Origin of the sequence: Kitasatospora saccharophila (assembly GCF_039529925.1) — a bacterium.
Taxonomy (GTDB): domain Bacteria; phylum Actinomycetota; class Actinomycetes; order Streptomycetales; family Streptomycetaceae; genus Kitasatospora; species Kitasatospora saccharophila.
The window spans coordinates 74,068-86,177 of the sequence record NZ_BAAANS010000011.1 but is presented as its reverse complement, the minus strand read 5'-3'; the positions used below and the strand labels follow the sequence as shown (position 1 = coordinate 86,177).

The 12,110-nt window shown below is 76.0% G+C and carries 13 protein-coding genes; 5 read left to right on the top strand and 8 right to left on the bottom strand.

The features are described 5' to 3' along the window. Nucleotides 1-37: 37 nt before the first annotated feature. From ABD345_RS10755 to ABD345_RS10730, 6 genes are all read right to left on the bottom strand, one after another. Nucleotides 38-520 carry an NUDIX hydrolase gene (locus ABD345_RS10755; protein ID WP_344551740.1) on the bottom strand — a complete coding sequence of 161 codons (483 nt, stop codon included), beginning with the start codon at nt 518-520 and terminating at the stop codon, nt 38-40. Between the two features lie 103 nt (nt 521-623). Then, nucleotides 624-1,223, bottom strand: coding sequence for a NeuD/PglB/VioB family sugar acetyltransferase (locus tag ABD345_RS10750; protein WP_344551739.1), 600 nt, complete (start codon nt 1,221-1,223; stop codon nt 624-626). Between the two features lie 112 nt (nt 1,224-1,335). After that, the gene (locus ABD345_RS10745) at nt 1,336-2,004 is read right to left on the bottom strand and encodes a sugar transferase (RefSeq protein ID WP_344551738.1); all 669 of its coding nucleotides are present in this window, start codon (nt 2,002-2,004) and stop codon (nt 1,336-1,338) included. A gap of 85 nt (nt 2,005-2,089) precedes the next feature. Then, a complete protein-coding gene (locus tag ABD345_RS10740; RefSeq protein ID WP_344551737.1) occupies nt 2,090-3,277 on the bottom strand; it encodes a glycosyltransferase in 1,188 nt (395 codons plus the stop codon). Further along, nucleotides 3,270-4,097, bottom strand: a complete 828-nt coding sequence (locus ABD345_RS10735; protein ID WP_344551736.1) for a polysaccharide deacetylase family protein — start codon at nt 4,095-4,097, stop codon at nt 3,270-3,272. The genes ABD345_RS10740 and ABD345_RS10735 overlap by 8 nt, the downstream gene beginning before the upstream one ends. A 233-nt stretch (nt 4,098-4,330) precedes the next feature. Then, nucleotides 4,331-4,591 (bottom strand): hypothetical protein, encoded by a 261-nt coding sequence (locus tag ABD345_RS10730; RefSeq protein ID WP_344551735.1) that lies wholly within the window; start codon nt 4,589-4,591, stop codon nt 4,331-4,333. 356 nt (nt 4,592-4,947) lie between these two features. Here ABD345_RS10730 and ABD345_RS10725 point away from each other — a divergent pair, with 356 nt between their 5' ends. Then, entirely contained in the window at nt 4,948-5,952 is a 1,005-nt protein-coding gene (locus ABD345_RS10725; RefSeq protein WP_344551734.1) for a polysaccharide deacetylase family protein, read from the top strand. 66 nt (nt 5,953-6,018) lie between these two features. Here the strand turns inward: ABD345_RS10725 and ABD345_RS10720 are convergent, their stop codons facing one another. Continuing rightward, nucleotides 6,019-7,245 (bottom strand): MFS transporter, encoded by a 1,227-nt coding sequence (locus ABD345_RS10720; protein WP_344551733.1) that lies wholly within the window; start codon nt 7,243-7,245, stop codon nt 6,019-6,021. A 318-nt stretch (nt 7,246-7,563) separates the two neighbouring features. Here ABD345_RS10720 and ABD345_RS10715 point away from each other — a divergent pair, with 318 nt between their 5' ends. From ABD345_RS10715 to ABD345_RS10705, 3 genes are all read left to right on the top strand, one after another. Beyond that, on the top strand, nt 7,564-8,325 hold the full coding sequence (locus tag ABD345_RS10715) for a glutamate racemase (protein ID WP_344551732.1): 762 nt from the start codon (nt 7,564-7,566) through the stop codon (nt 8,323-8,325). Nucleotides 8,326-8,402: 77 nt separating this feature from the next. After that, nucleotides 8,403-9,587: a glycosyltransferase gene (locus ABD345_RS10710; protein ID WP_344551818.1), complete on the top strand. Its 1,185-nt coding sequence runs from the start codon at nt 8,403-8,405 to the stop codon at nt 9,585-9,587. 29 nt (nt 9,588-9,616) lie between these two features. Then, the gene (locus tag ABD345_RS10705) at nt 9,617-10,357 is read left to right on the top strand and encodes an SAM-dependent methyltransferase (protein WP_344551731.1); all 741 of its coding nucleotides are present in this window, start codon (nt 9,617-9,619) and stop codon (nt 10,355-10,357) included. Here the strand turns inward: ABD345_RS10705 and ABD345_RS10700 are convergent. Further along, nucleotides 10,329-11,441 (bottom strand): epoxide hydrolase family protein, encoded by a 1,113-nt coding sequence (locus ABD345_RS10700; RefSeq protein ID WP_344551730.1) that lies wholly within the window; start codon nt 11,439-11,441, stop codon nt 10,329-10,331. The genes ABD345_RS10705 and ABD345_RS10700 overlap by 29 nt on opposite strands. A 66-nt stretch (nt 11,442-11,507) precedes the next feature. On the opposite strand from ABD345_RS10700, the gene ABD345_RS10695 reads away from it, so the two are divergent. Beyond that, nucleotides 11,508-12,086 carry a TetR family transcriptional regulator gene (locus ABD345_RS10695; protein ID WP_344551729.1) on the top strand — a complete coding sequence of 193 codons (579 nt, stop codon included), beginning with the start codon at nt 11,508-11,510 and terminating at the stop codon, nt 12,084-12,086. Nucleotides 12,087-12,110 lie beyond the last annotated feature (24 nt).

Genomic DNA, 12,110 nt, shown 5'->3' with positions numbered 1-12,110 from the left:
CCGCGGCGGGGGCGCACGCTCGGCGTGCGCCCCCGGCTCAGTGGAGCTCGGTCAGCTCGAAGTGCGCCGTGTCCTTTCCGGCCAGCGCGCGGGCGACGTGGTCGCGGGCCCGGTCGCCGACGTCGGGCAGCGCGTCCGGGTGGAACCAGCCGACCTCCAGCGACTCGTCGTCGTTGACCCGGGCCTCACCGGACAGCAGCCGGCAGCGGAAGACCAGGTCGAGGTACTGGCTGCGGTCGCCGTTCGGGTACTCGATCATCGGGGAGACACCCACCGCGACCAGCTGCTCGGGCCGCACCGTCACGCCCGTCTCCTCCAGGCACTCGCGCACCACGGTGTCCGCGGGCTGCTCCCCCGGATCGATGATGCCGCCGATCAGCGCCCACCTGCCGTTGTCGGCCCGCCGCCCGAGCAGCACCCGCCCGTCCTCGTCCAGGACCACCGCCGACACCCCGGACAACCACAGCGGCCGGTGGCCGACCACCTGGCGCAGCTCCGCCAGAAACGCAGGAATTCCCATGCCCCGGAGCCTATGCGCTGCGCGCGGCCCGGCGGGGCGGTCTTCCGGCCGGCCGGCGGCGGGGGCAGCCGGCGGTTGTGACGCCCTCCGGGCGGGGGCGGGGTCAGCGGGTCAGGGGGCGGGCGGGGGTGCCGATGACGGTGGTGGCGGGGGGGACGTCGCGGGTGACGGTGGCGGCGGCGCCGACGAAGGCGGCGCGGCCGACGGTGCGGCCCTGGAGGACCACGGCGCCGGAGCCGACGGTGCTGTCGTCCTCCAGCCGGACGGCGCCGGAGACGTTCGCGCCGGGGTAGACGGTGACCCGGGCGCCGAGCAGGCTGTCGTGGCCGACGGTGGCGTTGTAGTGCACCTGGCTGTGCGGGCCGAGCCGGACGCTGCTGGAGACGTGCGCGCCGCCCATCACCAGGCAGCCGGGGGCGAGTTCGGTCTCCGGGGCGATGATCGCCCGGGGGTGCACCAGGGTGACGGGGTGGCCGCCCGCCGCGTCCAGCAGCACGGCCAGCCGGGCCCGCACGGCCGGGTCGGCGATGCCGATCACGTACGGTGCGCCGTGCGGCAGTTCGGTGGGCTTGCGGACGGGCAGGCCGCGCACCTCGCCGCCGGCCAGCCGGTCGTCCAGGAAGCCGGACACCGCCGTGCCCGCGGCGAGCGCCACGTCCAGCGCCTCGCGTCCGACCCCGCCCGCGCCCGCGATCCACACCATGCGCCGTGCTCCGTCCTGAGTGGGGACATCGATGATCCGTCAGGGAAGGTACCCGGCCGGGCGGTCGCGGTCGCCCGCTGCCGTCCGGCCGGATCGTCGTGCTCGGGTCCGCTCAGCCGCGCAGTTCCTCCCGGGCCAGCCGGGGCGCGGTCGCGGTGGCCTGCCGGGGCAGCACGATCCGGGGGGCGGCCGGGGCGGGTGCCTCGGCGGGGACCGGGAAGCCGGGGTTGACGCCGCCGGCGGCGGTGATGCCGGTGGGGCGCAGCAGCATCTTCGCGGTGAGGGCGAGGATCCGCAGGTCGAGGGCGAGGCTGCGGTGCTCGATGTACCAGAGGTCGAGTTCGATGCGTTCGGGCCAGGTGATGGAGTTGCGGCCGCGGACCTGGGCCCAGCCGGTGAGGCCGGGGCGCAGGGCGAGTCGGCCGCGCTGGCGTTCGGAGTAGTGGGCGACCTGCTCGGGCAGGGTGGGGCGCGGGCCGATGACGCCCATGTCGCCGCGGACGACGTTCCACAGTTGCGGGAGTTCGTCCAGGCTGGTCTTGCGCAGCAGCGCGCCGAGGCGGGTGATGCGCGGGGCGTCGGGCTCGTCCTCGTGGTGCTTGTCGCGCATGGTGCGGAACTTGAGGATGCGGAACTCCTGGCCGTGCCGGCCGGAGCGGGTCTGTCGGAAGATCACCGGACCGCCCATGGTGGCACGGATCAGGAGGGCGATCAGCAGGCCGAGCGGGACGGCGATGATCCCGGCCAGCGCGGTGACCGCGAGGTCCCCCCCTCGCTTCATTTCTCCCCCAACTGGGTTGGTGCGTTGTGGTGTTGTGGGCGCGCCCCGGGCTGCTCGGCGCGCGGGTGGCGCGGTGGCGCGGTGCTCAGTCGGTGGTCCAGCGCAGCCCGCGGTGGCGGGCGACGGCGGCGTAGGTCTCCAGCGAGACCCGGGCGACCGCGCGCTGGTCGAACTGGTCGAGGGCGCGGCGGCGGGCCGCCGCGCCCAGGCGGGTCCGCAGGCCGGGCTCGGTGAGGAGCCGGTCGAGCGCGGTGGTCAGGGCGGCGGCGTCGGCCGCCGGGGCGAGCAGCAGGTGCTGGTCGTGGGTGCCGATCTCGCGGCAGCCGCGGATGTCGCTGAGCAGCATCGGCAGGCCGCTGGCGGCGGCCTCCATGCCGGAGCGGGAGAAGCCCTCCCGGTAGGAGGGGAGGACGAAGACGTCGAGGGCGGCGTACACGGCGGGCATGTCGTCGCGGGCGCCGAGGAACTCCAGGCCGGCCTCGGCGGCGCGCAGGGCGTCGGGCTTGTCGGGGTCGTCGGGGCCGATCCACACGAAGCGGGCCTTGCCGGCCAGCGCGCGGGCGGCTTCGGCGTACTCGCGGATGCCCTTCTCGGCGACCCGGCGGCCGACTCCGCCGACCAGCAGTTCGTCCTCGGCGAGGCCGAGTTCGGTGCGCAGCCGGGCGCGCAGGGCGTCCCGGGCCGGGCCGGGGGCGGGGAAGCGGTCGAGGTCGACGCCGTTGCCGACCACGCGGGAACGTTTCGCCGGGACGCCCCACCTGGCGAGCGTGGCGCGGTCCTCGGCGTTCTGGTAGAGCTCGGCGTGCGAGAAGCGGGCGGCCAGTGCCTCGGCGCCGAGCACGGCGAGCCGTTTGGCGAACGGGTCGTGGGCCTGCGCCCACAGGCCGTGGCAGGTGTTGACGACCACCGGGACGCGGGCGAGCCGGCCCAGCACCCGGCCGAGCACGCCGGTCTTCGGGTTGTGGGTGTGCAGCACGTCGGGGCGGATCTCGCGCAGCGCGGTGAGCAGTTCGCGGGCGGCGGCGAGGTCGGCGCGCGGCTGCCAGGCCCGGGTGAGCGAGGGCAGCGGCCGGTGCCGGACGCCGATCTGCTCGATCCGCTCCAGGTAGGGGCCGGGCGCGCTGAGGCCGTAGGTGTGCAGGCCGTGCTCGACGTCGACGGTGAGTTCGGTGGCGAGCAGCAGGTGCAGCGACATGTCGACGGTGGTGAGGTGGGCGACCTTCAGCGGCCGGCCGCCCTCGCCGCGCAGGCGGAGGGGGAACTGCTCAGGCACCGGCGCCCACCGCCTTCGCGGCGGCGACGATCCGGGCGTAGGCGCGCTCGGGGACGAGCCGGCCGTACAGCTTGGCCCGGAAGAAGTCGATCGGGTCGGTGCGCCGGACCGGGACGCGGTGGAAGCGGACCGGGTCGTAGCCGGGCAGGTTCCGGCCGACCTGGCCGGTGGCGGAGGTGCGGAAGCGGGCCCGCAGCGCGGCGTCCATGTGCGGGACGGGGCGGCCCCAGGTGTAGGCGAAGTGCCGGGGGCGGGTGCCGAGGTGCTCCTCGACGTCGTCGCCGCAGGCGTCGAGCTCGGTGGTGGTGAGCAGTTCGGGGCGGGCGTGGCTGCGGGTGTGGTTGGCGACGGTGCACAGCCCGGAGGCGGTCATCTCGCGCAGCTGCTCCCAGCTGAGGCCGGTGGCGGGGGCGCCCTTGGCGGTGGAGCCCTCCCAGCGCATCGGGCCGCCGACCAGGCCGCTGGCCAGGTAGATCGTGAACGGGAGGCCGCGTTCCCGGAGCAGCGGCCAGGCCGTCTCGTGGGTGTCGGCGAAGCCGTCGTCGAAGGTGAGGACGGTGCTGGGGGTGCGCAGGCCGGCTTCGAGCCGGTCGGCGGCGGTGTCCAGGGAGACCACCCGGCCGGGCGGCAGTTCGGCGAGCAGGTCGACCTGGGCGGTGAAGTCGGCCGTGGCCAGGTCGAGTTCGTCGGTGGTGCCGCCGCCGACCCGGTGGTAGATGAGCACGGTGGCGCCCTCGCCGGGCACCCGGCCGGCCGCGCGGGCCAACTGCTGCTTGACCTTGGAGCGGATGCCTGCGGCGTCGCCGGCGCTGCTCGCCATGAATCCCCCTCGCGGTGCCCCCGCACCGGACCTGTGACTCCCCCGGCCCGCGGTCGACGCGGGCGATGCGCATCACAGTAGGGGGAACTGTGGGGCTCCTGCCCCCGAAACGTGAAAGAAGTGCGTAGGTAGGCCGAAAATAAGCCGGTCCGACCGGTCCTGTCCCGTTGGAGGACGTTTTCCGGTCGGCGGGACGGGCGGGTGCCCGGCGGACGGGGTGGCGGGCGGCCCGCTCAGGGGGTGGCGCCGCCGCCCGGGCGGAGCAGCGCGACGCCGATCCGGACCAGCAGCAGCAGCCCGGCGGCCAGGCAGCCGGCCACCGCCATCACCCAGGCCGGGCCGTCGCTCTCCGGGACCAGCACCGCCACCGCGATGCCCGCCCCCACGCAGACCAGGCCGAGCAGGGCCAGCAGCGGCTGGTGGCGGCGCAGCGCACAGCCGCCGAACAGCGCGGACCAGCGGGTAGCGGCGCGGTCACTTCGGGTGTCTGCCATGCCATCCACGGTAACCCGGCGCGGGGGAACCGACCACGGCCGTCGGACCCTTGCGCGGACCCGCCCGGCCCGTCCCGGCCCACCCGTCCGCGAGGTCCTCCGAACCGTCCGCGCGCCGTTCCCGGACGGCCCGCCGGAGCGCCCGCGAAATCTCGCCGTCCGGCGTACAACCATCCCGGGACCTCGCGGGTCTCCACTACATTGAGCGATCCAGGAGCCGTCCGGCGTGCGGGGTAGGGAGTACCCGCCGCGGGCTAGATCACTCGGGTGCGGAGCCGCCGCGCCCGGGGTCGGAGGCCGGGCTCCGCCTGCCGACGGTACCGCCACGCCGCTTGCCGGCGACCGAGGGGGGAACCGTGTCGTACGCCACCGCCACCGCTGCCACCGCTGCCGTCTGCGCCCCGCCCCAGCCCGTCGTACCGTCCGCCGCCGCCCCGCGCCGACCCCGGGAACGGGACCGGGGCAGCTGGCTGCGCTTCAGCCCGGCCCAGCCGCTGTTCCGGGCCCGCGCGGCGCAGCGGCTGGCCGTGCTGGCGTACCACGGGATCACCGACCCGGCCTCGTTCGGCGCCCAGCTGGACCGGCTGCGGCGGCTGGCCACCCCGGTGTCGGTGCCGGACGTGGAGCGGGCGCTGGCCGAGGGGCGGCCGCTGCCGCCGCGCTCGGTGCTGGTGACCTTCGACGACCCGGACCGGACCGTGCTGCGGCACGCCCTGCCGGAGTTGGTGGCCCGGCGGATCCCGGCGGCGGCGTTCGTGATCGCCGAGCTGGTCGGCACCGAGAAGCCGTTCTGGTGGCACGAGGCGGCGTTCCTGGCCCGGCACGGCGGCCGGGCCCGGATGCTGCCCGGCGGCGGCTCCCCCGACCGGGTGCTGGCGCTGCTGAAGGCGATGCCCGACCCGGACCGCCGGCGCAGCCTGGCCGAGCTGCGGGTCTCCGCGAGCCGCCGCCCGCCGGCCCAGGAGCAGCTGCGCCCGGAGGACCTGCTGACCCTGCGGGAGGCGGCCGTCACGATCGGCAACCACACCCTGGGGCACCCCTCGCTGCGGCGCTGCGACGAGGCGACGGTGCAGGCGGAGATCGCCGGCGCGCACCGGGCGCTGACCGGCTGGCTGGGCGAGGCGCCGTCGGCGTTCGCCTACCCCGACGGCGGTTTCGACGAGCGGGCGGACGCGGTGCTGCGCCGGCTCGGCTACCGGCTGGGCTTCCTCTCCGACCACCGGCTGGGCCCCCGGCTGCCCGCGCACCCGCTGCGGATCAGCCGCCTCCAGGTCGACTCGACCACCTCGACCCGCCGCTTCGACACCATCCTGTCCGGCCTGGAGCCCGCGGTGCAGCGGCTGCTGGGCGCGCAGGCGTAGCGAACGGCCCGAGGCCCGCACCCCCGCGGGAAGGGGGGTGCGGGCCTCGGGCGCGTCCGGACCCGGTCAGGCGGTGGTGCCGGTGGGGCGGATGCCGCGCATCCGGCCGATCGCGTAGACGGCGCCAGCCAGGGCGAGGTCGGAGAGCAGCATGAAGCCGATCGAGTAGCTGCCCTTGGCGCTGTAGATGGCGCCCATCACCAGCGGCGGGACGAAGCCGCCGAGGCCGCCGACGGCGCCGACGATGCCGGTCACCGAACCGACCTGGGCGACCGGGGTGACCTGGGCGACCAGCGCGAACACCGCTCCGCTGGTGGTGCCGAGGCCGGCCGCCATCACCATGAAGGCGATCGTGCCGATCGGGCTGAGGTCCGGGTCGAACGCCTGCACGATGGCGAACAGCGCGGTGATCGCCAGCGCCCAGCAGGTCACCACGGCCGGGTGGACCCGGTCCGACAGCCAGCCGCCGAACGGCCGGAAGATGACCGTGACCAGGGCGAACCCGGCGGCCTTCGTCCCGGCGTCGGTCGCGGACAGCTCGTACCAGGTCTTCAGGTACGTCGGCAGGTAGACGCCGAACGCGACGATCCCGCCGAAGCCGATCGCGTACAGCGCGGACAGCTCCCAGGTCACCCGCAGCCTCCCCGCCGTGCCGAGCCGGGAGGCCAGCGAGGCGGTCGGGACCACCCGGTCGGGGCGGTCGCGCAGCAGCAGGAACGAGACCACCGTGTAGGCGGCCAGGGCGATGGCCATCACCCAGAACGGCAGGTCGTGGCCGTGCTTCCACAGCCGGGGGGTGAAGTAGCCGGACAGCGCGACACCGCCCATGCCCATGCCGAACACCCCGACGCCCAGGCCGCGCTTGCTCGGCGGGAACCAGGAGTTCACCAGCGGCACGCCGATCGCGAAGGTGGTGCCGCCGAGCCCGAGGAAGAAGCCGACCGCCAGCAGCGCCCCGTACGACTCGCGGGCCGGGATCAGCAGCAGCACCGGGACGATGGTCAGCGCCGACATCAGCGGGAACATCAGCCGGGCCCCGAAGCGGTCGGTCAGCGCACCGACCGGGACGCGGCCCAGCGAACCGACGATCACCGGGACGGCGACCAGGAACGACTGCGCGAACGAGGTCATGTGCAGTGTCTTGTTGAACTCGCCCGCCAGCGGGGCGATCAGGTTCCACGCCCAGAAGGTCAGCGCGAAACCGATGGTGGCGACCACCAGGTTGGTGTAGGCCGTCCCCGACACCCGGTCGTCGTCCGGCGCCCGCTCGTTCGATGCTGTCAGCTGTCCCATGAGACCCAAGCCTCTGCGGACGCGCCGCCCCCGACCGGGAACACGCGCGGGGCGCGGTCATACGGTCATTCAAACGGAGCAGGCTGCGCTACCGAAGGGGACGCGCTTTCAGGGGCCCGGGGAACGGCGGGTCGATGCTGCTGACGGCCGGAGCCCATCGGAGGTTCGTGCTGCTGCGTGTAGTAAACGGAACCGGAAGCCGATGCGCGCTCCGGCAGTGAACCTCGCGCAGACCCGGCCTCGCCGTTCCCCGAGCCCCTGGTGGTGCTCCTCCTGGGCCCCTGGCGGGAGCTCTTGTTCGGGGTAGAGTCGGTGCTCGTGAAGATCGCCCTCGTGGACTCCGGAATCGGACTGCTCGCCGCCGCCGCCGCGATCCGCCGGGCTCGGCCCGACGCGGATCTGGTGGTCTCGGGCGACCCGGACGGCATGCCCTGGGGGCCGCGGACGCCCGGGGACATCGCCGAGCGCGCGCTGGCCTGCGCCCGGGCCGCGGTGGAGTACCGGCCGGAGGCACTGGTGGTGGCCTGCAACACGGCGACGGTGCACGCGCTGGCCCGGTTGCGGGCGGAGTTCGAGCCCGGGCTGCCGGTGATCGGGACGGTCCCGGCGATCAAGCCGGCCGCCGCGACCGGCGGGGTGGTGGCGATCTGGGCGACCTCGCGGACCACCGGCAGCGCCTACCAGCGCGGGCTGATCGCCGAGTTCGGCGGGGCCGCGCGGGTCCACGAGGTGGCCTGCCCGGGGCTGGCCGAGGCGGTGGAGCGGGCCGACGGGGCCGCGATCGCCGCGGCGGTCGCCTCGGCCGCCGCCCGCACCCCCGCCGGGACCACCGACGTGGTGCTGGGCTGCACCCACTACGAGCTGATCGACGACCGGATCGCCGCCGCGCTCCCGGGCCAGGTCCGGCTGCACGGCTCGGCGGGCGCGATCGCCGCGCAGACCCTCCGCCGGCTCGCCCCCGGCACGCCGCCCGGCGGCGGCACGCTGACCGTCCTGCACTCGGGCCGCCCGGCGGTGCTGCCGCCCGAGGCGCTGGCGTACCCGCAGGGCGCGCTGCTGACGGCCGCCGCCCGGGTCTGAGCCCGGCGCCCTCCCCCGGCCGGGGCCCTCCTCCAGCCGGGCCCGGGCCGTCGTGCCTCGGGGTCGGTCGGGGCCGGATCGGGCAGACTGCCCGGGTGACGGTCCTGTGGTGGGTCTCGGTGGTGTCGCTGCTGGCGTGGCTGTGGCTGGCGGTGTGCCACGGCGGGTTCTGGCGCACCGACCAGCGGTTGCCGGGGGGCGGCGGCGAACCCGCGTCCTGGCCGTCGGTGGTGGTGCTGGTCCCGGCCCGGGACGAGGCGGAGGTGCTGCCGCTGTCGCTGCCCGGGCTGCTCGCCCAGGAGTACCCGGGGCGGGCCCGGGTGGTGCTGGTCGACGACCACAGCACCGACGGCACCGGTGGGCTCGCCCGGGAGCTGGCGCGGCGCGTCGGCGGGCTGGAGCTGACGGTGACCACTCCCCCGCCGCTGCCGGCGGGCTGGACGGGCAAGCTGTGGGCGCTGCGGCACGGCGTGGAGCGGGCCGGGGCGGACGCCGAGTGGCTGCTGCTGACGGACGCCGACATCGCGCACCGGCCGGGCTCGCTGCGGGCGCTGGTCGCGGCGGGCGAGGGCGGCGGCCTCGACCTGGTCTCGCAGATGGCCCGGCTGCGGGTGGAGAGCGGCTGGGAGCGGCTGATCGTCCCGGCGTTCGTGTACTTCTTCGCGCAGCTGTACCCGTTCCGCCGCTCCAACCGCCCCCGGTCCCGGACGGCCGCGGCGGCCGGCGGCTGCTCGCTGGTGCGGCGGCGCGCGCTGGAGCGGGCGGGCGGGGTGGCGGCGATCCGCGGCGCGGTCATCGACGACGTGTCGCTGGCCCGGGCGGTCAAGCGCACCGGCGGCCGGACCTGGCTGGGCCTCGCCGACCGGGTCGAGTCCGTCCGCCCCTACCCCGGTCTGGGTCCGCTGTGGCGGATGGTCTCGCGCAGCGCCTACGCCCAGCTGCGCTACTCGCCGCCGCTGCTGGTCGGCACGGTGGCGGGCCTGGCGCTGGTCTACCTGGTGCCGCCGGTGGCCGCGCTGGCCGGGGCCGCGGCCGGGGCGTGGTGGACCGCCGGGGCGGGGCTGGCCGCCTGGGCGGTGATGGCCGGGACGTACGCGCCGATGCTCCGTTACTACCGGCAGCCGGTCGCCGCCGCGCCGCTGCTGCCGTTCACCGCGCTGCTGTACCTGCTGATGACGGTCGACTCGGCCGTCCAGCACTGGCGCGGCCGCGGCGCCGCCTGGAAGGGGCGCACCTACCCGCGGCCGCAGCGGGCCGAATAGCCGCGCGGCGCGGCGGGCAGGATCGGACGATGGAACGTCAGGAGATCTCCCGGATCGCGCACCGCGACCACCCGATCGCCGCCCCGCTGTCCGACGAGTCGGTGCGGGAGCTGCTGGAGCGGCTGCTGCGCGGCCGCTCGGACGGGCGGCTGCTCGACCTCGGCTGCGGCGAAGCCCCTTGGGTGGTGCGGGCGTTGGCCGCGCACCCGGCGCTGCGCGCGGTCGGCGTGGACACCGACGCCGGGGCGCTGCGCGCCGCCCTGCGCAGCGCGCAGCGGCTCGGCGTCGACCGGCGGATCGGCCTGCACCACCGCGACGTGCGGGAGTTCACCGCGTCCGACCCGTTCGACGCGGTGCTGTGCGTGGGCGCGGCGTACGCCTTCGGGGGGATCGGGCCGGCCCTGGACGCGATCGGGCCGCTGCTCGCCCCGGGCGGGGCGGTGCTGCTCGGCGAGACCTACTGGGAGGGCGAACCGTCCGACCTGGCAAGGGAGTTGTTCGGCGACGGGGTCCGCGACCTGGCCGGGACGGTCGGGGCGGTCCGGGCGGCCGGCTGGCTGCCGGTCGCCGGGCACACCTCCAGCCGCACGGAACTCGACGCTTACGAGTGGGCCTGGACCGGTTCGCTCACCGACTGGGCCCTGGAGCAGCCGCCGGGCCCCGACCGCGACCGGGCCCTGCGGACGGCGGCCGAACACCGCGAGGAGTGGCTGACCGGCTACCGCGACGGCTTCGGCTTCGTCACGCTGGTGCTGCGCCGGGCGTCCTGACCGGCCGGCGGCCCTCGTGCTCCGCGAGGGCGACGGCGCGGCGGAGGTCCTGCGCGTACGCGTGCGGCTGCTCCCAGGCGGCGAAGTGGCCGCCGTCCGCGTGCTCGACGAACTCCCGGAGGTCGACGTACCGGGCGGCGAAGCTGCGGGGGGCGGGCTTGGTGTCGTGGGCGAAGGCGCTGAGGACGGTGGGGGTGGCGACGTACGGGACGGGCGGCACGAACTCGGCGTAGGGCGCGAACGAGGTGCCGATGGTGTCGGTGAACCAGTAGGCGCTGATCCAGGTGAGCAGGTCGTCCTCGGCGAACGGGACGTGCGACCAGCTCCGCAGCTTCTCGGCGATCCAGGAGGCGAGCCCGGCGGGCGAGTCGGCCAGGGCGGGGGCCAGCGTGTGCGGCTTGGTGGACTGCTGGGCGATGTAGCCGCCCTCGGCGCGCTGCCAGGCGGTGGCGGCGTCGAGGTGGGCGAGCTCCTCGGGGCCCAGGGCCGAGCGGTCGGCGAAGACCGCGTGCAGCGGCGAGACGTTGGTCAGGTGCAGGGCGGCGACCCGGTCGGGATGGGCGGCGGCGAGGTGCTCGGCGACGTCGGCGCCGAGGTCGCCGCCGGAGAGGACGTAGCGGCGGTGGCCGAGGCGGTGGAGCGCGTCGGCCACCGCCGCGGCCATCGCGGCGGCCGAGGTGCCGGGCCGCGGCGGTCCGGCCGAGAACGGGAAGCCGGGGAGGGCGGGGACCAGCACGTTCAGGTCGGCGAGCAGCGGGAGCACCCGTTCGTACCGGAGCACCGAGTCGGGCCAGCCGTGCAGCAGGACCACGGTGGGGGCGTCCGGGTCGGCCCGCTGGTGGACGAGGCGCAGCGGACCGGTGCCGGTCTCGACGCTCTCCCAGGGCAGGGCGAGGATCCGGGCCTCGTGGGCGCGCCAGTCGTAGCGGTCGCGCCAGTGGGCGAGCAGGCGGGCGAGGAAGTCCGGTTCCGTGCCGCGCTCCCAGCCCGTGGTCGGGGGCAGCGGCGGCCGCCGGGTCGCGGCGAGGCGCCGGCGCAGGTCGTCCAGGTCGGATTCGGGCACGGGGGTGAAGGGCAGCGGCATGTGTACAACCATACACATCATGTGTTCACGCGTACACACGGGACGGGCCGACGCTACCCTGGGGCCATGGACAGCACGACGGCACGACCCAAGGACGCCTCGCGCACCCGCGAGCGGATCCTCGCCGCGGCGCGGCGCGAGTTCGCCCGGGCCGGGTTCGCGGGCACGACGGTGCGGGCCGTCGCCGCGGCGGCGGAGGTGTCGCCGAACCTGATCACCCGGTACTTCGGCGGCAAGGAGGGGCTCTTCGTCGCCGCCACCGAGGTCCGGCTCGACCTGGAACGGGTGTTCGCGGGGCCGCGCGGCTCGCTCGGGCGCCGGCTGGCCGAGGGCATCGTGGCGCGGTGGACCGGCATGGAGGGCGAGGACCCGCTGCTCGTCCTGCTCCGCGCCGCGGGCGAACGCGGCGAGGCGGCCGAGGCGCTGGCGGCGTTCCTCGACCGGGAGTCGCTGGAACCGCTGCGGCGGCAACTGCTGCGCTACGGCCTGACCGAACCGGAGGCGCTCGCCCGCGCCCGGGCGGTCGACACCTTCGTGCTCGGCGTCTCCGCCCGGCTGCGGGTGCTCCGCGACGACCTCGGCGACCGCGCGGAGCTGACCGACTGGATCGCCGACACCGTCCAGCACCTGCTGGACGCGCCCTGACCGGCGGACCGTCAGCGGGCTGGG

What these genes read in the sequence shown, in the direction of transcription:
- ABD345_RS10755 (WP_344551740.1), bottom strand. Translation starts at nt 520, where the DNA reads ATGGGAATTCCTGCGTTTCTGGCGGAGCTGCGCCAGGTGGTCGGCCAC.
- ABD345_RS10750 (WP_344551739.1), bottom strand. Translation starts at nt 1,223, where the DNA reads ATGGTGTGGATCGCGGGCGCGGGCGGGGTCGGACGCGAGGCGCTGGAC.
- ABD345_RS10745 (WP_344551738.1), bottom strand. Translation starts at nt 2,004, where the DNA reads ATGAAGCGAGGGGGGGACCTCGCGGTCACCGCGCTGGCCGGGATCATC.
- ABD345_RS10735 (WP_344551736.1), bottom strand. Translation starts at nt 4,097, where the DNA reads ATGGCGAGCAGCGCCGGCGACGCCGCAGGCATCCGCTCCAAGGTCAAG.
- ABD345_RS10730 (WP_344551735.1), bottom strand. Translation starts at nt 4,591, where the DNA reads ATGGCAGACACCCGAAGTGACCGCGCCGCTACCCGCTGGTCCGCGCTG.
- ABD345_RS10720 (WP_344551733.1), bottom strand. Translation starts at nt 7,245, where the DNA reads ATGGGACAGCTGACAGCATCGAACGAGCGGGCGCCGGACGACGACCGG.
- ABD345_RS10705 (WP_344551731.1), top strand. Translation starts at nt 9,617, where the DNA reads ATGGAACGTCAGGAGATCTCCCGGATCGCGCACCGCGACCACCCGATC.
- ABD345_RS10700 (WP_344551730.1), bottom strand. Translation starts at nt 11,441, where the DNA reads ATGCCGCTGCCCTTCACCCCCGTGCCCGAATCCGACCTGGACGACCTG.
- ABD345_RS10695 (WP_344551729.1), top strand. Translation starts at nt 11,508, where the DNA reads ATGGACAGCACGACGGCACGACCCAAGGACGCCTCGCGCACCCGCGAG.